This is a genomic window from Plastoroseomonas arctica (genome assembly GCF_018128965.1).
GTDB lineage: Bacteria > Pseudomonadota > Alphaproteobacteria > Acetobacterales > Acetobacteraceae > Plastoroseomonas > Plastoroseomonas arctica.
Map to the genome: position 1 here is coordinate 13,354 of NZ_JAAEDH010000017.1, position 18,422 is coordinate 31,775.

Annotated in this window: 17 protein-coding genes and 1 riboswitch; of the genes, 10 read left to right on the top strand and 7 right to left on the bottom strand. The window is 69.7% G+C overall.

Annotation, left to right across the window (positions count from 1 at the left end):
• Positions 1 to 21 precede the first annotated feature (21 nt).
• From thiC to GXW79_RS14620, 4 genes are all read right to left on the bottom strand, one after another.
• A complete protein-coding gene (gene thiC, locus GXW79_RS14605) occupies positions 22 to 1,854 on the bottom strand; it encodes a phosphomethylpyrimidine synthase ThiC (RefSeq protein WP_211875146.1) in 1,833 nt (610 codons plus the stop codon).
• Between the two features lie 45 nt (positions 1,855 to 1,899).
• Positions 1,900 to 2,011: riboswitch (TPP riboswitch) on the bottom strand.
• A 43-nt stretch (positions 2,012 to 2,054) separates the two neighbouring features.
• Complete coding sequence (locus GXW79_RS14610; RefSeq protein WP_211875147.1) at positions 2,055 to 2,780, bottom strand: SDR family NAD(P)-dependent oxidoreductase; 726 nt, start codon at positions 2,778 to 2,780, stop codon at positions 2,055 to 2,057.
• Entirely contained in the window at positions 2,777 to 3,841 is a 1,065-nt protein-coding gene (locus tag GXW79_RS14615) for a TauD/TfdA family dioxygenase (RefSeq protein ID WP_246504017.1), read from the bottom strand. The genes GXW79_RS14610 and GXW79_RS14615 overlap by 4 nt, the downstream gene beginning before the upstream one ends.
• A 63-nt stretch (positions 3,842 to 3,904) precedes the next feature.
• On the bottom strand, positions 3,905 to 4,942 hold the full coding sequence (locus tag GXW79_RS14620; protein ID WP_211875148.1) for an alpha/beta hydrolase: 1,038 nt from the start codon (positions 4,940 to 4,942) through the stop codon (positions 3,905 to 3,907).
• Positions 4,943 to 5,037: 95 nt separating this feature from the next.
• Between GXW79_RS14620 and GXW79_RS14625 the strand changes: the two genes are divergently transcribed.
• Complete coding sequence (locus tag GXW79_RS14625) at positions 5,038 to 6,444, top strand: MATE family efflux transporter (protein ID WP_211875149.1); 1,407 nt, start codon at positions 5,038 to 5,040, stop codon at positions 6,442 to 6,444.
• Here GXW79_RS14625 and GXW79_RS14630 read toward each other — a convergent pair.
• The gene (locus GXW79_RS14630) at positions 6,422 to 7,432 is read right to left on the bottom strand and encodes a C-terminal binding protein (protein ID WP_211875150.1); all 1,011 of its coding nucleotides are present in this window, start codon (positions 7,430 to 7,432) and stop codon (positions 6,422 to 6,424) included. The genes GXW79_RS14625 and GXW79_RS14630 overlap by 23 nt on opposite strands.
• Before the next feature lie 67 nt (positions 7,433 to 7,499).
• Between GXW79_RS14630 and GXW79_RS14635 the strand changes: the two genes are divergently transcribed.
• Together GXW79_RS14635 and GXW79_RS14640 are read left to right on the top strand one after the other, a co-directional pair.
• A complete protein-coding gene (locus tag GXW79_RS14635) occupies positions 7,500 to 8,246 on the top strand; it encodes an SDR family NAD(P)-dependent oxidoreductase (RefSeq protein WP_211875151.1) in 747 nt (248 codons plus the stop codon).
• Positions 8,243 to 9,436 (top strand): c-type cytochrome, encoded by a 1,194-nt coding sequence (locus tag GXW79_RS14640; RefSeq protein ID WP_246504018.1) that lies wholly within the window; start codon positions 8,243 to 8,245, stop codon positions 9,434 to 9,436. The genes GXW79_RS14635 and GXW79_RS14640 overlap by 4 nt, the downstream gene beginning before the upstream one ends.
• On the opposite strand, the gene GXW79_RS14645 is transcribed toward GXW79_RS14640, so the two are convergent.
• Complete coding sequence (locus tag GXW79_RS14645; protein WP_211875152.1) at positions 9,412 to 10,056, bottom strand: class I SAM-dependent methyltransferase; 645 nt, start codon at positions 10,054 to 10,056, stop codon at positions 9,412 to 9,414. The genes GXW79_RS14640 and GXW79_RS14645 overlap by 25 nt on opposite strands.
• A gap of 79 nt (positions 10,057 to 10,135) precedes the next feature.
• Positions 10,136 to 11,035, bottom strand: a complete 900-nt coding sequence (gene ubiA / locus GXW79_RS14650; protein WP_211875153.1) for a 4-hydroxybenzoate octaprenyltransferase — start codon at positions 11,033 to 11,035, stop codon at positions 10,136 to 10,138.
• Positions 11,036 to 11,063: 28 nt separating this feature from the next.
• Between ubiA and GXW79_RS14655 the strand changes: the two genes are divergently transcribed.
• The 7 genes from GXW79_RS14655 (at position 11,064) to GXW79_RS14685 (ending at position 18,417) form a co-directional block, all read left to right on the top strand.
• On the top strand, positions 11,064 to 11,819 hold the full coding sequence (locus tag GXW79_RS14655; RefSeq protein ID WP_211875154.1) for a 16S rRNA (uracil(1498)-N(3))-methyltransferase: 756 nt from the start codon (positions 11,064 to 11,066) through the stop codon (positions 11,817 to 11,819).
• On the top strand, positions 11,803 to 13,146 hold the full coding sequence (locus GXW79_RS14660; protein ID WP_211875155.1) for a glutamate--cysteine ligase: 1,344 nt from the start codon (positions 11,803 to 11,805) through the stop codon (positions 13,144 to 13,146). The genes GXW79_RS14655 and GXW79_RS14660 overlap by 17 nt, the downstream gene beginning before the upstream one ends.
• A gap of 101 nt (positions 13,147 to 13,247) precedes the next feature.
• Positions 13,248 to 13,952, top strand: coding sequence for a FadR/GntR family transcriptional regulator (locus tag GXW79_RS14665; protein WP_211875156.1), 705 nt, complete (start codon positions 13,248 to 13,250; stop codon positions 13,950 to 13,952).
• Between the two features lie 29 nt (positions 13,953 to 13,981).
• A complete protein-coding gene (locus GXW79_RS14670) occupies positions 13,982 to 15,121 on the top strand; it encodes a mandelate racemase/muconate lactonizing enzyme family protein (protein ID WP_211875157.1) in 1,140 nt (379 codons plus the stop codon).
• 1 nt (position 15,122) lies between these two features.
• Entirely contained in the window at positions 15,123 to 16,106 is a 984-nt protein-coding gene (locus GXW79_RS14675) for a hydroxyacid dehydrogenase (protein ID WP_211875158.1), read from the top strand.
• Complete coding sequence (locus GXW79_RS14680) at positions 16,103 to 17,278, top strand: mandelate racemase/muconate lactonizing enzyme family protein (protein ID WP_211875159.1); 1,176 nt, start codon at positions 16,103 to 16,105, stop codon at positions 17,276 to 17,278. Before GXW79_RS14675 ends, GXW79_RS14680 begins: the two co-directional genes overlap by 4 nt.
• On the top strand, positions 17,275 to 18,417 hold the full coding sequence (locus GXW79_RS14685) for a mandelate racemase/muconate lactonizing enzyme family protein (RefSeq protein WP_211875160.1): 1,143 nt from the start codon (positions 17,275 to 17,277) through the stop codon (positions 18,415 to 18,417). Before GXW79_RS14680 ends, GXW79_RS14685 begins: the two co-directional genes overlap by 4 nt.
• Positions 18,418 to 18,422 lie beyond the last annotated feature (5 nt).

Below are 18,422 nucleotides of genomic sequence, written 5' to 3' on the forward strand. Positions count from 1 at the left end.
ATTCCTTTCCTCCAGCCTTGCTTACTCCGCCGCTGCTTCCGGTAGATAAATCTGCCCACCCTTCTGCGCGAATTCGCTGGCCTTCTGCTCCATCCCCTCCATGCGCTGCACTTCGGCGCGAAGATCCTGCGTTATCTTCATCGAGCAGAACTTGGGCCCGCACATCGAACAGAAATGCGCGACCTTGTGCGCATCCTTGGGCAGCGTTTCGTCGTGGTAGGCCCGCGCCGTATCGGGATCGAGCCCCAGGTTGAACTGGTCCTCCCAGCGGAAATCGAAGCGCGCGCGCGACAGGGCGTCATCGCGCAGCTGGGCCGCCGGGTGGCCCTTCGCGAGGTCCGCCGCATGCGCCGCGATGCGGTAGGTGATGACCCCGGTCTTCACATCATCCCGGTTCGGCAGCCCGAGATGTTCCTTGGGCGTGACGTAGCAGAGCATCGCGCAGCCGAACCACCCGATCATCGCAGCACCAATGCCGGAGGTGATGTGGTCATAGCCCGGCGCGATGTCGGTCGTCAGCGGCCCGAGCGTGTAGAAGGGCGCCTCGCCGCATTCGGCCAGCTGCTTTTCCATATTCACCTTGATCTTGTGCATCGGCACGTGGCCGGGGCCTTCGATCATCACCTGGCAGCCCTTGTCCCAGGCGCGCTTGGTCAGCTCGCCCAGCGTCTCGAGCTCGGCGAATTGCGCCGCGTCATTGGCATCCGCGATGGAGCCCGGCCGCAGCCCGTCGCCGAGCGAGAAGGACACATCATACTTGCGCATGATGTCGCATATCTCGTCGAAGCGTTCGTAAAGGAAGCTCTCCTTGTGGTGGGAGAGGCACCAGCGCGCCATCATCGACCCACCGCGGGAGACGATGCCGGTGACGCGCCGCGCGGTCAGCGGTACGTAGGCGAGGCGCACGCCGGCGTGGATGGTGAAGTAGTCCACCCCCTGCTCCGCCTGTTCGATCAGCGTGTCTTTGAACACCTCCCAATCCAGCTTCGCGGGATCGCCGCCGACCTTCTCCAGCGCCTGGTAGATCGGCACCGTGCCGATCGGCACCGGCGAGTTGCGCAGGATCCAGCCGCGGGTGTTGTGGATGTTGCGGCCGGTGGAGAGGTCCATCACCGTGTCGCCGCCCCAGCGGATTGCCCAGACCAGCTTTTCCACTTCCTCGGCGGCGGAGGAGGTGACGGCGGAATTACCGATATTGGCGTTCACCTTGACGAGGAAGTTGCGCCCGATCGCCATGGGCTCGAGCTCGGGGTGGTTGATGTTCGCGGGGATGATGGCGCGGCCGCGCGCGATCTCCTCGCGAACGAATTCGGGCGTGATGAAGGCCGGCACCGCGCCGCCGAATTGTTCGCCATCGGCGAGGCGCGCCTCGGCGCCTTCGAGCATCTTCTCGCGCCCGAGGTTCTCGCGGTGGGCAACGTAGATCATCTCCTCGGTGATGATCCCGGCTCGGGCGAATTCATATTGCGTGACCAGCTTCTGGCCGCTGCCATCGAGCAGCGTGCGCGGCGCCGGGCATGGGGCGAGCACCTTGTCTTCCGGCAGGTCGCCATTGTCGACCGGCTGCACGGGGCGTCGCGTCGCTGGGGCAAAGCCCCGCTTCTCGATCCATGGGCTGCGGATGGTGGGCAGGCCCGCGGACAGGTCGACCGAGTGCGAAAGATCCGTATAGGGCCCGGAGCAATCGTAGATGCGCACCGGCTCCTCCTTTGCGGAGGGGGCGAGGTCCACCGCGCGGAACGGAACGCTGATATCGGGCCGCCCGGGCCATTCGGCATAGACCTTGCGGCTGCCCTGGATGGGCCCGGTCGTGACGGTTTCCGGCACCGGCGGGCGCGCATTGATCTGGTTCATCTCGGACCTCCCTCAACACAAAAACGGAGATCCAGGCATAGCGGCTATGAGCGGTAAGGTCCGTCCCTTCGCCGGCATGACCCGGATCAGGTTCGAAGGGTCTCCGCCGGAAAAGACGGACTCTCAGCGCCCTGCCGGCGCTCCCCTGGAACTGGGACCAAGGTGGGCGCGCGCGACGCAAAGGTCAACGAGGCGCGACATCACAGTGCGCGCCCGCCATCGACGAGGATCGTGGAGCCGGTCGAATAGGTGAGGTGGGTCGCACAGGCCAGCACCGCGCGCGCGACGTCCTCGGGCTCCGCAACGCGCTGCAACGGGATGCTGGGCGCGATCTTCGCGTTCTGCTCGGGCCCGCGCCCCGGGACGAAGCCGGTCTGCACGATGCCGGGTGCCACGCCCATCACGCGGATGGCGGGTGCCAGCGACCGGCCGAGCGACTTCGTCAGGCTGTCCGTCGCCGCCTTCAGCGCGCCATAGGCGAGGTTCGACCCCGTCCCGTTCTGCCCTGCGACGGAGGAGATGTTGACGACCAGGCCACGGCTTTTCTCCAGCAGCGGCCGGAAGGCGCGGACGGCGGCGAAGGGCCCGCGCCAGTTGACCGCCCACATCGCATCGAGGAAGGCGTCGTCCAGCGCGTCGAGGTCATGATGCGGCACCGCGCGGGTGAACCCCGCCGAATTCACCAGCACGTCGAGGCGCCCGAATCGCGTCTCCACTTCGGCCGCCAGAGTGGCGAGCGTGGCGCTGTCCTCGACCGTGGCCGGCAGCGCGACATGGCCCTCACCCGGGAGCGACGCGACCAGCGCATCCGCCTCGGCGGGCTTGGATCGATAGGCAGCTATCACGGTGAAGCCCTCGGCCGCGAAGGCGCGTGCGGTGGCGGCGCCGATGCCGCCGGTGGCACCCGTGATGACGATGGTTTTCATGCGGCCTCCAGGGGTGCGTGCAAGCGGGTGGTGCCGGGGACGATGATGCCGCCGCGGTCGCCCACGGCGATGCTGCCATAGCGCTCGGCGAAGATCGGCGGCAGCGGCCGCGCGCCCGGCACGGCGAGCCAGAGGCGCAGCAGATGCCGACGGCGCTCGGGTTCGGGGTGGTCCTCGAAGCCCGTGCGGTCATGCAGAAGGGTGTGGTTGTGCACCAGTTGCACGTCGCCGGGCTGGAACGCCATGTGCAGATTCAGCGCCGGGTCGTTGGCGAGGTCATCGATCAAATCCAGCGCCTCGACATGCGCGGGCGTCAGGCGCGGCGCCTCGGGGAAACGCTGCGCGGAGTCGATGTATTGCCTTTGGTACAGCGCGGTCAGTTGGCCCTCATGCCAGGTGAAGGGCGGAATTTCGAACCAGGGCTTCATCCCCGCCGGCACCTCGCCGCGCCGGTCGGTCGCGATGGGCCCCATCAGCAGCGGCAGCAAGTCCGGACGGCGCCGGCGGATCTCGTTGAAGATGGTGCTCGAGCTCACCAGCGTCGACAGCCCGCCGGATTTCGCGGTCTTCAGGCACAGCAACCCCACCACGTCGCAGCTGTCGGTGTGGTAGGTCTGGCGCTCCGCCGTCTGATAGATGCGCACCGTCGGGTCCGTCGAGGACAGGCCCATATCCTTCACATGGCCGAGCACATGGCCCTTCGCGTTCTGCGACCGCGCGCGGCCGATATGTGCGCCGATCCCGTAGAACGCCGTCGCACTCTCGCGGATCGACCACGCGCCCACCGGCAGCCCGCGCAGCAGGGCGAAGCCGCGGCCGTGCAGCAATTCCTCGCGGATGGCCGCCAGGCGCGGCGCCAAGCCCGGCAAGGGGAAATCCGCCGCCGTGATCGCCGCGATATCAGCATCCGCGTTGCGCGCCACCGCCGCCGAAACCTCCGCCACATCCGCGGGCGAGAGCGGGCTGATCCAGGATGTATCCTTGGCCATCGCCGGCCCGTACCAGGCGGCGGGGCCGGTCTGCTCGGGCGGTAGCGCCGCGAGCATGCCAGGGTGGTTCATGGGCGTTCCTCCGTTGCAGCGCAGCTTGCCGCCGCGCGAACCCGCCCGCAACTCAGCCCTGGTTCAGGCGCCGATGGTCTCTTCCAGGAACACCTGCACGGCCTGGAACAGGGCCCCGCGGTTGCGCTCCATCCACATCCCGTGCGTGCCCTCGCCCAACAGCACCAGGCGCTTGCCGGGGCTCGCCGTCAGCAGCGGGAACAGCGTCTGCGCCATGTAGGGGGGCGTGTCCTGGTCCCATTCACCGAGCACGAGCAGCGTCGGCGCCGTGATCTTCGCGGGGTCGTAGAAGGGCCGCCCCGCCGCCCAGTATTCGCGCCCATCGGCGACCGAGCCATTCGGAGCGCGCAGCACCTGCGGATTGCGCCGCAGACCCTCGGGATCGGTCGCCCAAGTCACCCCCGCCCAATGTTCGAACCAGCCGGCGGGGACCAAGCCCGCACGCTTCTCCTCGGGCACCCCGGCGCCGCGCCGGGTTCGCGCTGCGGCCTGGGTCACGAGCCGATAGGCGCCCAAGGTGCCGCCGGGGTCGGCCAGGCTCGCGCCCTGGCGCAGCCAGACCGGCGCGTAGAGGATGAGCTTCTCCACCACTGCCGCATTCTCGGAGGCATAGCGGCCCATCAGCGATGTGCCCCACGAATAGCCCAGCAGGGTGATCTTGGGCAGCGCGCGCGCATTGCGGATGAAGGCCACGGCGGCGGCGATGTCCTTGACCGCCTGCTCGCCCCGCACCAGCGGCGGGTTCGCCTCCGGCGGCTGCGCCATCTCCGGCGGGCGGGAGCTGCGGCCATAGCCGCGCAGGTCCAGACACCAGACGTCGAACCCGCGCCCGGCGATGTAATCCATCCAGGACAGCCCGCCGAGCGGCAGGTCGAAGGCCGTATGCGCGGGATAGGTCGCGCCATGCACCATCAACAGGGTGCGGTCGGGGCGCGCAGCGAGGCCCTCGGGCCGCTTGTTGCGAAGGAACAGCTCGATCCCCGGATCACCGGAGGGGATCATGTGCTCCTCCGTCGAGATCACCGGCGTGGTCTGCGCCTGCGCCTGCACGATCAGGGGAGCGGCAAGGAGGGGCGATGCCATCACGGCGCGACGCTTCATGGGGAGGGGTTCCGGGCCAGGGGTTGCACGGAGGATAGCCCACATGCCGGCACCCGCGCGAGACGCCGCAACGCCGCCCGGCTATAGAGCGCGCCATGCCGGGTCACACACCACAACGGGCCGCGATCCTCACGGAAACGCGCGCGCTGCTCGCGCTCGCCTTTCCCATCGCCCTGACGAACCTGTCGCAGATGGCGATGGCGCTGACGGACGCGCTGATCCTGGGAAGACTGTCCACCGAGGCGCTGGCCGCCGTGACGCTGGGCACCAACCTGTCCTGGGCGCTGCTGGCCCCGGCCTTCGGCATGGCGCTGGCGGCAGCCCCCATGCTCGCGCAGTCGCGCGGGGCGGGCACGCGGGGTGGCGGGCTCGGGCGCGGCTGGGTGCGGGAGATGCGCCGCGATGCGCGCCAGGCGCTCTGGGCGGTCGGCATCGTCACCCTGCCGTCCTGGGCGATCCTGTGGAACACCGAGGCGCTACTGCTGCTGCTCGGCCAGGAACCGGCGTTGGCGGCGCTGGCGGGAACCTATGTGCGCCCGATGATGCTGGGCTTCCCGGCCTTCTGCCTGTTCATCCTGCTGCGCGGTTTTCTCGCCGCGATGGAGAAGCCCAACGCCGCGCTGTGGATCGCCTTTGCCGCCGTCGCGGTGAATGGCGCGCTGTGCTGGACGCTCGTCTTCGGCCTCGGCCTGGGCATTTTCGGCGCCGGCATCGCGACGATGCTCGCGGAGATCCTGATGGCGGCTGCACTGTTGTGGCTGATCCGGCGCGACCGCCGGCTGCGCCGCTTCCGCCTGCTCGGGCTGTTCTGGCGCATCGATACGGCGCGCCTGGCCGAGGTGTTCCGCGTTGGCCTGCCGATCGCGGCACAGATGATGCTGGAGATCGGCGTCTTCGCCACCGCGCTGATCGTGGTGGGCTGGTTCGGCGCCGCCTCCGTCGCCGCACACGCGATCGCCATCCAGTTGGCGTCCTTCACCTTCATGGTGCCGATGGGGGTGGGCCAGGCCGCGACCTCGCGCGTGGGGCTGTTCGCCGGCGCCGGGGCGCTGGGCGCGGCGTCGCTGTCGGGCAGCGTGGCGATCGGGCTCGGCGCCATGTTCATGGCAATGACCGCGGCCGGGCTGCTGCTCTTCGCCGAGCCGCTCGCCTGGGGCTTCCTCGATCCGCAGGATGCGCAGGCCCGGTCGGCGGCGCGCCTGGGTGCGACGCTGATCATGATCGCGGGCGTGTTCCAGCTCGCCGATGGCGTGCAGACCGTCGCGGCCGGAGCGCTGCGCGGGCTGAAGGACACGCAGGTGCCGATGCTGTTGGCCGCCTTGGGCTACTGGGGCATCGGCCTGCCGCTGGGCGTGGCCCTTGCGATGTGGGCGGGGCTCGAGGCACGCGGCGTCTGGTGGGGCCTCGCACTCGGCCTCGGCGTGGTGGCGGTGCTGATGCTGCTGCGCTGGCGGCGGATGAGCGCGCCTATTGGCTCCCCTATTCGCTCTGGGGCGGGATGACGTTGGTCTGCTTGCCCTCCAGCAGGACGTCGCGGACGGTCTCGACGCTCAGCCGCCTGATGTCGTCCCAGGCTTCGGGCGAGTGGAAGGCGATGTGCGGCGTGATGATGAGGCGGCCCAACGTCCAGGGCGCCCGGTCGCGATAGGCGCGCAGCAGCTCGGGCACCGGCTCGACCGGCGGCTCAACCGGGATGACGTCGAGACCCGCACCCGCGATGTGGCCGTCCTGCATCACCCGTGCCAGCGCGTCGATGTCGAGGATGGGGCCGCGCGCGGTGTTCACCACCACGGCGTTCTTCGGCATCAGCCGCAGCTCGCGCTCGCCGATGAGTCCGCGTGTCGCGCGCGTGAGCGGCGTGTGGATGGAGAGTACGTCGGCCTGCTCCAGTAATGCGTCGAGCGTGCGCACGCGGGCGAAACCCAGCCCGCGCTCCCAGCCATTCGGCTGCAGGGGGTCGAAGAACACGACGCGGTAGCCCAGCGCCTTGGCGCGCAGCCCTGCCGCCGTGCCGATGCGCCCGCAGCCGAGCAGAGCGAAGGTCTGCACCTCCTGCCGGCGCACGACAGGGTGGCGGATGAAGGCCCAGGGCGCGGGTGTGTCGCCGCGCTGGGTGTCGTGATAGAGCGTCAGGCCGCGTCGCAGCGACATTGCCAGCAGCACGGCGAATTCGCCGACCTCCATGGTGCCGTAGTCGGGGGTATTGCACACGATCACGCCGCGCGCGGCGCAGGCCTCGCGGTCCACCCGGTCGTAGCCCACGCCCATGCGCACGACGAGCTTGAGGTTGGGGGCGCGCGCTATGTCCTCGGCGCGCACGGAGCAGCGAAGCGTCATGATCGCATCGGCCTGCGCCAACATGGCATCCGACAGCGACGACATGTCATTCACGGCATTGCCGCGCAGCACGCGTGCGGCGCCCTGCCAGATGGCATCCTCGACGCTCGAATCCGGATAGAGCCCCTCGGGCTCCAGCACTGTGAGCGCCATGCGCGCTTCCTCCCCTGATCAACTGCCGCCAGAATGCGGGTGCGCTTGCGGCGCGGCAAGAGGAGGCATGATGCGGCGGATTCTCATCACCGGCAGCGCGAGCGGCATCGGCGCCGCGACGGCGCGCGCGCTGGCGGCACCGAGCGTGGCAATCGCGCTGCACACGCGGTCAAACCGCGAGGGGCTGGAGCGCGTGGCGGACGCCGTGCGCGCGGCGGGCGGCGCGGCGTCCCTCGTCTTCGGTGACCTCGAGGATGCGGACGCGCCCGCGACCATCGTCGCGGAGGCAGCGGAAGCGCTCGGCGGGCTCGACGTGCTCGTCGCCAATGCCGGTTTCGCCGACCGCACGCCCGTCGCGGGCCTCACCGCCGCGGGCTTCACGCGCAGCCAGGCAGTGATCGCGCAGGGGTTCCTTGCGCTTGCTCAGGCCGCGCAGCCGCATCTTGCGGGGGGCACCGCGCCGCGCCTCATCGCGGTCTCCTCCTTCGTCGCGCATGTCTTCCGCACCGACACGCCGACCTTCCCAGCCTCCGCCGCCGCCAAGGCCGCAGTCGAGGCGCTGGTCAAGGCGCTCGCGATCGAATGGTCGCCGGGCATCACCGTCAACGCGGTGGCGCCGGGCTACACGCGCAAGGACGCCGGCACCCACCGCGCGCTGTCCGACGCGCAATGGGTGGAGACGCTGGCCCGCATTCCCTTGCGCCGCCTCGGTGAGCCTGCCGACGTCGCAGCCGCCATCGCCTTCCTTGCCTCCGAGGGTGCGGGCTACATCACCGGCCAGATCCTTCACGTCGATGGCGGCATATGCATATGAGCGCGATGCGCGCGCTCCTGGTTCTCCTGCTCCTCGCCCTCCCCGCCCAGGCCCAGGCGCCGCTGCATGGCGGGCCGATCCGTGCGCTTGCCGTCGCCGCGGACGGCACCATCGCGACCGGCGGCTTCGACCAGTCCGTGATCCTTTGGCCGGCGCGGACCATCCTGCGCTGGCATGAGGGCGCGGTCGCCGCCGTCATCGCGCTGCCCGCCGGGGGTTTCGCCTCCGCCGGAGAGGATGCCCGCATCGCACTGTGGCAGACCGGCCCCGTGCCCATCCACGTCCTGGAAGGCCACACCGCCCCCATCGCGGCACTCGCCGCGCACGGAGACATCCTCGCCTCGGCCGGCTGGGACGCGACGGTGCGGCTCTGGCCGCCATCCGGCGAAACGCGCGTCTTCACCGGCCACACCGGGCCCGTCACCGCGCTCGCCTTCCTGCCCGACGGCACACTGGCGAGCGCGGGCTATGACGGCACCATCCGCCTCTGGCCAACCGGGCAAATCCTGGCCGACACCGGCCTGCCGCTGAACGCGCTCATCGCGCTGCCCGACGGCACGCTCGCCGCCGGCGGCGCGGACGGCGCGATCCGCCTGCTCGGCCGCGATCCCCGCACCTTGCCCGCCAGCGCGCGCCCCATCGCCGCACTTGCCGCGACGCGCGACGGCGCCACGCTCGCCGCCGCTTCCCTCGGCGGCGCCGTCACGCTCTGGTCGCTGGCCGAGGGCCGCCTGATCCACACCCTCGACGGCCCCGGCCTGCCGGTCTGGAGCCTTGGTTTCGCCCCCGACGGTGCCACCCTCTGGACCGGCGGCGCTGACCGCCAACTGCGCCGCTGGGACGTCGCGACCGGCCGCGGCTTTGGCCCTTTCACCGAGACCCCCGACGCCCCCCACCCCGCCGCGTTCCGTGCCTGCTCTGCCTGCCACACGCTGACCCCGGGAGGCCCCGCCATGGCCGGCCCCACGCTCGCCGGCATCCTCGGCCGCCGCATGGGCACGCTGCCCGGCTACCGCTACTCCGAACGCCTCGCGCGCGGCGACACCACCTGGACGCGCGAGACCATCGCCGACCTCTTCACCCGCGGCCCCGAAACCGTCCTGCCCGGCACCCGCATGCCCGAACAGGTCGTCTCCGACCCCGAAGACCTCGCCGCACTGCTGGACTACCTCGAAGCCGCCAGCCGGTAGAGCGTCACGATCCGTTCGCGCTGGTTCTCAAGGTCCAGCAATGTCGGCACCAGGTGCATCCCCAAAGGCACCAGCCGATCTCGCGGCAAATACGCGCGGCCGGGATCAGCGACCAGCACCTCGACCCCCTCCTCCGCCAAAGCCGTCAGCCACGGCAGGATGTGGTTCGTCATCGGCGCCTCGTAAAACACGTCGCCCGCCATCACCACCTCCCAGCGACCCGCTTCCCCCACCACGTCCCGAGCGCCCGCCTCAACGGACACCCCGCTCAGCGCCGCGTTCATCCGCGTCACCACCGCCGCCATCGGGTCGATCTCGGCGGTCTCGACATGCGCAGCACCGCGCAGGGCACACGCAATCCCCGCCAAACCCCCACCCGCCGCGAAATCCAGCACGCGCTTGCCCTCGACCATGCCCGGCGTGTCCAACACCAAGCGCGCCAAGGCCTGGCTGCCCGGCCAGGCGAACGCCCAATAAGGGGGCGGCATGTTGTGGCGGGAGAGGAAATCCTCCGTCGCCTGCCAGAGCGGCGTGACCTCGGTTGCCAGATACAACGGGATTTCCGGGACGATGGCGGCGGAAGACACCACCGTGTGCGCGGCAACAAATGCTTCCGTCACAAGAAAGCGCCGGGGAAAAGAATTTCTCCGGACCCGATTCTTTTATTTTTGGCTATTGCCGCCCGCGGCGAACGCGCACTCACAAGCGGCCGACGATCAGCGCCAGCGCGACCGCCAGACCCACATCCCGGTTGGATTTGAACAGCGCCAGGCACCGTGCGGGATCATGGATGTTCAGCCGTACCACCTGCGACGCCAACATCAGCCCCGGCACGCACAGCGCAAAAAAATACCACACCGACAGACCCGCGAACCAACCCACCGCAGCCAAAAGCACGATCACAAGCCCATAGCAGACCGCCAGAAACGGCCGTGTCCGCTCCCCGAAGCGCAGAGCCGTCGACCCGATCCCCACCATCGCATCATCCTCCCGGTCCTGATGCGCGTAGATCGTGTCGTATCCGAGGATCCACAAAATCACGGCCGCATAGAGCAGCGCTGCCACCCCATCCACGCCACCCACCGCCGCCGCATAGCCCATCGGCGCCCCCCACCCGAAGGTGAGCCCGAGCATCGCCTGCGGCCAGCTCGTCACCCGCTTCGCCAAGGGATACAGCGCCACCGGCACCAGCGAACACACACCCAGCCAGATCGCGGCCCAGTTCAACTGCACCAGAATGCCAAACGACACCACCAGCAGAATAACCAGGAACACCAACGCCTGCCGAACGCTCACCGCGCCCGAAGCCAAAGGCCGCTCCCGCGTGCGCTCCACCAGCTTGTCGATGTCCCGGTCGAACAAATCATTCACCACGCAGCCCGCGCCGCGCATCAGCACCGCGCCCACTCCGAACAGCAGCGCCAGGCGCACGCCTTCGCTCACACGCGGCGCCGCCAGCGCAAAGGCCCAGAAGGCCGGCAACACCAGCAGCCAAACCCCGATCGGGCGATCCAGCCGCATCAGCAGCACATAGGGCCGCCACGCGCCCGGCAGGCGCGCCACCCATCCCTCGGCGCGGATATCGGTATGCCCGGACATGGCGGCTATACTCACGCGCGGAGGCCCCATGTCCATCCCCCGCCTGCACTGCCCTGGCCCGCTTGCCGAGGGGACCGAGATCGAGGCTACGCCCGCCCAGGCCCACTACCTCGGCGCCGTGATGCGCCGCGCGGCCGGCGACGCCATCCACCTGTTCAACGCCGAACACGGCGAGTTCGCGGCGACGCTCGCCGCCATCAGAAAAGACCGCGCCCGATTCGCCATCGGCCCCCGCCGCCGCGCGCCCCACCCCACGCCCGACCTCCGCCTCATCATCGCCGCCATCAAGCGCGACGCGCTGGAATGGACCGTCGAGAAAGCCACCGAGCTCGGCGTCGCCTCCATCCACCCCGTCTTCACCCGCCGCTCCGTCACCGAGCGCGTCAACACCGACCGCCTCTCGCTCATCGCCCGCGAAGCCGCCGAACAATGCGAGCGCCTCGACATCCCCACCATCACCCCCGCCGCCTCCCTCGACACCTTGCTCGCCACCTGGGACGGGTCCCCGATCCTCCTCGCCGCCGAGCGCCGCGACGTGCCCCCCCTGCTCACCCTGGCCACGAACCACCGCCTCCCGCTGGCCCTGCTCATCGGCCCCGAAGGCGGCTTCACGGCGGGCGAGCTTGACGTCCTCCTGCTTCATCCCTTTGTTGCCGCGGCAGCCCTTGGCCCGCGCATCCTGCGGGCGGAGACGGCGGCGGTCGCGGGACTCGCGCTGCTCCAGGCAGTGGCGGGAGACTGGACCACCCGCGCAATGGAATGGACCGATGTCGAACCCCGGTGACGCCGACCTGACGCCGATCGAGCACAAGGCGCAGCTGGCCGGCTGGTTCGCCGCCGGCTCCAAGCCTCGCTCCGCCTGGACCATCGGCACCGAGCACGAGAAATTCGGCTTCTACACCGACGGCCTGGCCACGCCGCCCTATGCGCCGGCCGGCATCGAGGCGCTGCTCCAGGCCCTGCAGCCGCGCGGCTTCGAACCCATCCTCGACAAGGGCAACGTCATCGGCCTCAAGCGCGCCGGCGCGTCGATCTCGCTCGAGCCCGGCGGCCAGTTCGAGCTCTCCGGCGCCCCCCTGCCCGACCTGCACGGGACCCACGCCGAACTCCACGCCCATCTCGACGAGGTGCGCAAAGCCGCGACGCCCCTCGGCATCGGCTTCGCGCCACTCGGCTTCCACCCGATCGCGACGCGCGAGGCCATCCCGTGGATGCCGAAGTCGCGCTACGCCATCATGCGCGACTACATGCCGCGCGTCGGTGCCATGGGCCTCGACATGATGCTGCGCACCTGCACCGTGCAGGTGAACCTCGATTTCGGCGACGAGGCCGACATGGCGGAGAAGTTCCGGATCTGCCTCGCGCTGCAATCGCTCGCGACCGCGCTGTTCGCGAATTCGCCCTTCCTCGAAGGCAAGCCCAACGGGTTGCGCACCTTGCGCGGCCGCGTCTGGACCGCGACGGACCCGGACCGTACCGGCATCCCCGCCATCGCCTTCGAACCCGGCTTCGGCTTCGAGATGTTCGCCGACTGGGTGCTCGACGTGCCGATGTACTTCATCGTCCGCGATGGCGCCTATGTCGATGCGGCCGGCGTGCCGTTCCGCGCCTTCCTCGAAGGCCGTGCGGACCGCCTGGCCGGCCACACGCCCACCATGGGCGACTGGGCCGACCACGTGACCACCGTCTTCACCGACGTCCGCCTCAAGCGGTTCCTCGAGATGCGCGGTGCGGATGCCGGCAGCCCCGCCATGATGGTCGCGCAATCCGCCCTCTGGGTCGGGCTGATCTACGATGACGCCGCGCAGAAGGCCGCCGCCGCCCTGATCCGCCCCTGGTCCATGCCTGAACTCAAGGCGTTGCGCCTGGCGGTGCCGGAGCAGGCGCTCACCGCCACCATCGGCGGGCGTTCGCTGCGCGACGTCGGCCGCGATGTCCTCGCGATCAGCCGCGCCGGGCTGCAGGCCCGCGGCCTGGGCGAGGAGGTCTACCTCGACGTGCTGGACGAGGTAGTCGCGAGCGGCATGACCCAGGCCGACCGCTGGCTGGCCCGCTACGAAGGCGATTGGGCGCGCGACATCTCGCGCATCTTTGCCGAGGCGGCTGTGTGAGGCGGCAAGCCCCTCCGGCTTGAGCAACGCTGCGCCTTGCGGCACCGCGCATTTGGTCCTACCAATCTGGTATGACCAATCTGCCCGGTACATCGGACCCCGTGAGCGGTGATCGCAGCAGCCTGATCGGCCGCCTGCTCCCCTTCATCGCCGAGCGTCGTCTGCAAGCCGGCGACCGCATTCCCTCCGAACGCGAACTGGCCGAGCGCTTCGGCGTCGGTCGTGGTGCCGTGCGCGAGGCGCTGGCGGTGCTGGAGGCGTTGCGCATCGTCGAGCGCAGGCCTTATTCGGGCATCTACCTCTGCGCCGTCGCGCGCCAGGGCTCGATCGAGGCCATGGTGCTGCAGGCCGAGCTCGGCGTGCCGCTGGCCGAGGAGGAGGTGCTAGAAGTGGTCGAGCTGCGCCGCATCATGGAGATGCAGGCAGTGCGCCTGGCCGCCGAGCGCCGCCACGAGGAGGACATCGCCCGCATCGATGCGGTCCTCGCCGAAGGCGCGCAGGCCATCGCCGCGGGCGAGAACCTGGCCGACAACGACGCGGCCTTTCACCTCACGATGGTAGAGGCGACGGGCAACCATGTGTTCCTGCGCGTGGTCAACGCCTTCTACCTGATGTCGCGCAACCGCCGCCGCGCCTATTTCCGCGACGGCACGCGCGCGCCCCTCTCGCACGCCCAGCACGTCGCGATGCGCGACGCGGTGACCGCCGGCGACCCCGACCGCGCCGAAGCCGCGATGGGCGGGCATCTGCGTGGGGTGGAGGGCTACTGGCTGGAGCTGCTGAGGCGAGGGCCAGGCGAAATCTGATTGCTGCACTCGAGGGAACGACAAGAAAAATGAAAGTCACCGACGTCATCTGCCACGTCCTGCAGTCCAAGGTGGAGCAGCCCTTCATCTCCGCGCGCGGTTGGCTCTACAGCACGCGCGCATCCTGCATCGTCGAGATCCTGACCGATGAGGGCATCACCGGCTGGGGCGAATGCTACGGCCCGGCGGCGGTGAACAAAACGATCATCGAGACGCAGTACCGCAACCGCGTGATCGGCCGCGATCCCTTCGACGTCGAGGTGGTGTGGGAGGACCTGTACAACCGCATCAAGGATTACGGGCTGACGGGGATGACCATCGCCGCGCTGTCGGGCATCGACATCGCGCTGTGGGACATCATCGGCCGCGCCGTGAACAAGCCCATCCACAAGCTGATCGGCGGCGCCCACCGCACCGAAGTCACCGCCTATGCGACGGGGTTGTATTTCATCGACATGGACCGCCTGGTCGAGGAGGCCGTCGAGGAAGCGCAGAAGTACGTTGAGCAGGGTTTTTCCGCCATCAAGATGAAGATCGGCCTTGGCGATCCGAAGCTCGACCTGCGTCGCGTCGCCGCGGTGCGTGAGGCGATCGGACCGGACGTGAAGCTCGCCGTCGATGCGAATCACTGCTTCACGGTGCCGCAGGCGATCCGCCTGGGTCGCGCGATGGAACCGCTCGACCTGCTCTGGTTCGAGGAACCGATCAGCCCCGAGGATCACGACGGCTATGTCGAAGTCACCCGCGCGCTCGACATGGCTGTCGCCGGCGGCGAGAACGATTTCACCCGCTGGGGTTTTCGTGACGTGATCGCGCGCAAGGCGATGGACATCGTCCAGCCCGATGTCTGCGCCGCCGGCGGCATCAGCGAATGCCGCAAGATCGCGGCCATGGCCTCGGCGCATGGGGTGGAGTGTGTGCCCCACGCCTGGGGTTCGGCGATCGGCCTGGCCGCGACGGTGCAATTCATCGCCGCCCTGCCCGACACGCCGCCCGCCTTCCGGCCGATGCCGCCGATGCTGGAATTCGAACAGACTCCGAACCCGCTGCGCGACCATCTGGCGCGCGACCCCATCGTGCAGCACCGCGGCATCGTGCGCGTGCCTGATGGCCCGGGGCTCGGCATCGAGGTCGATCGCGCCGTGCTCGCGCAATACAAGGTCGCCTGAGATGCTGGTTGCGCTGACCGATCCGATCGATCCCGCCGGCGAGGCGCTGCTGCGCGCCGCCGGCCATGACGTGCAGCTGCCTGGCCCGGATGGGCTGGACGCGCTGCTCGCCCGCGCCGATGCCGTGGTCGTCCGGCGCAAGCTGCCCGACGACCTCGCCGCCCGCGCGCCGCGCCTGCTCGGCGCCATCCGCCAGGGCGTCGGGTTGGACATGATCCCGGTGGAGAACTGCACCGCGCACGGGATCCTCGTCGCCAATGTGCCCGGCGCCAACGCCGATTCAGTCGCTGAATTCGCCATTGCGCAGATGCTTGCGATCCTGCGCCATGTGGAGGCGATGCATGCTGCGCTGCTCGCGCGAGGCTGGGACATCGCCCGCGCGCAGACCGCGACCGCCTCCGAATTGCGCGGCCGAACGCTCGGCATCGTGGGTGTCGGCGCCATCGGCACGCGCCTGGGCGAAATCGCGAAGCACGGTTTCCACATGCGCGTAGTCGGCCACCGGCGCGACCGCTCCGCGCTGCCGCCGGAGGTCGAGTACGCCGCGCTCGACGATCTGTTCGCCGCCAGCGATTTCATCGTCCTCGCCTGCCCATTGACCGAACAGACCCGCGGCCTCGCCTCGGCCGACCGTATCGCGCGGATGAGGCCCGGTGCCTGGATCCTCAACGTCGCGCGCGGCCCGGTCATCGATGGCGACGCGCTGCTGGCGGCGCTGCGCGAGGGCCGCATCGGCGGTGCGGCGCTGGACGTGTTCGACGTCCAGCCCCTCGCGCCCGACCACCCGCTGCGTGCGCTGCCCAACGTGCTGCTCACGCCGCACAGCGCGGGGCTCAGCCAGGAAGCCGTGGTGCGCATGAGCACCGGCGCGGCCGAGGAGACCATCCGCATCCTCGCCGGCGAGCGCCCGCGCAATTTCGCCAACCCCGAAGCCTGGGACGTCTCGCGCGCCCGGCGCCAGGCGATGGAGGCCGCAGCGCCATGAACATCACGCAAGTCCACGCCACCTGGTGCCGCGTGCCGATCCCCTACGAGCGCCAGCACACCAGCGATTTCGGCCGCGTCACCACCTTCGATTCCGTTATCGTGCGGATCGATACCGACAACGGCCTCACCGGCTGGGGCGAGGCCAAGGCCGGCGTCGGCAGCGCGGCCGCCTGTGCGGGGCTCGCCGCCATCATCAACGAGGACTACGCGCCGCTACTGCTCGGCCAGGACCCGCGCGACATCTCGCGGCTGTGGGACACGATGTACAATACGCCGCGCGAGGGCTTCGCCATCGCGAACGGCCACGCCCTGCCGCAGCTCGGCCGGCGTGGGTTGTCGATCGCCGCCATCGCCGGCGTTGACGTCGCGCTGTGGGACATCCTGGGCAAGTCGCTCGGCGCGCCGGTGTGGCGCCTGCTGGGCGGGCGGCGCGTGGAGCGGATGCCGGCGTATGCCTCGGGCGGCTGGGCCGATGCGGAGAGTATCGGCGCGCAGCTCCAGGGCTATTGCGACAAGGCCGGCTTCCGCGCGGTGAAGATGCGTGTCGGTGTGATGGATGGCTCGCCGGCCCGCTCCGCCGCTCGCGTGCGTGCCGCGCGCAAGACGCTGGGTCCCGACATCAAGCTGATGGCCGATGCCCACGGCACCTGGACGGTCGCCGAAGCGCGCGCCTTCTGCCGCATGGTCGAGGATCAGGACCTGTTCTGGTTCGAGGAACCGGTCAGCAGCGACGACAAGCAGGGCCTTGCCGAGGTACGCCGCTGCTCGACCGTGCCGATCAGCACCGGGGAGAGCGAATTCACCCGCCATGATTTCCGCGAGATCGCGGAGCTTCGCGCCGCCGATGTGCTGCAGCCGGACCTGGCCATCGCCGGGGGACTCACCGAAGGCCTGCGGATTTCCGCGCTGTGCTCCGCCTTCAACCTGCGCCTTGCCCCGCATCTGTGGTCGGGCGCGCCCGCCTTCGCGGCGGGGATGCACCTCGCCGCGACGCAGAGCGCGGGCTTCATCCTGGAATACTCGCTCGGGCACAACCCGATGCTGCATGACCTGATCGAGGAGGATTTCCCGGTCGTCGACGGCCATGTGGCCATCCCCGACCGGCCGGGCCTCGGCATCACGGTGCGCCCCGCCTTCCTCGAACAATACGGCCAGAGGCCCCGCGCATGACGAAGATCGCCAATATTGAGGCCTTCCCGACTTCCTTCCCGGTGCCGCCGGGTGGGGGCGTGGCGCTGGGCGTCGGGCGCGCGGTGAAGCGCGACGCGGTGGTGGTGAAGGTCACGACCGAAAGCGGGCTGGTGGGCTGGGGCGAGAGCCATCACGGCCGCGCGCACACCGCCGTCGCAGCGCTGCTGCAGACCACGCTCAAGCGCCTGGTGCTCGGCATGGACGCGACCGATACCGTCGGCGTGTGGAACAAGATCTACCGCGGGCAGCTTGCGAGCCACGGCATGGGCGCCGGCTGCGCCTTGGCGATGTCGGGGCTCGACATGGCCTTATGGGATATTCGCGGCAAGGCCGTAGGCTGGCCGCTGTATCGCCTGCTCGGCGGTGCCGCGCGCGCCGTGCCCGCCTATGCCGGCGGCGTCGCCCTCGGCTACCAGCCGCCCGATGAACTCGTCGAAGAAGCCCGGCCGCATATCGAGGCCGGTTATCGCGCGGTGAAGCTGCGCATCGGCGATACGGTGAAGGACGACATCGCCCGCATGGAGGCGGTGCGCCAGGCCTTCGGCGAGGACATCGCCATCCTCGCCGACGCCAACACCGCCTATCTCCTCGATGATGTCCGCCGCGTGATGCCCGCGATGGACGCGCTCGACATGGGCTGGCTGGAGGAACCCTTCCCGCCGCATGACCGCCGCGCCTATGCCGAGGCCCGTACCTACGGCAGCACGCCACTCGCCGCCGGCGAGAACCACTTCACCCGCTATGAATTCGCTCCGCTGCTGGATGACGGCGCGATCGGCATCTGGCAGCCCGACCTGTCGAAGTGCGGCGGCATCACCGAGGCGCTGCGTATCGCCGCCATTGCCTCGGCGCACAAGATCCCGGTGCATCCGCACTCATCCATGACCGGGTTGAACCAGGCAGCGTCGATCCACTTCCTCTGCGCCATCGACAACCCCGGCTACTTCGAGGCCGACATCTCGCGCGGCAATCTGTTCCGCGATGCGCTGGTCAGCGAGCCCTGGCGCATTGGCGCCGATGGCTGCGTCCGCCCGAACGAATCGCCGGGCATCGGCGTTGAGGTGGATGAGGCCTGGCTGCGCGCCCACCCCGCGATCGAGGGCCCCGGATACGTCTGACCACG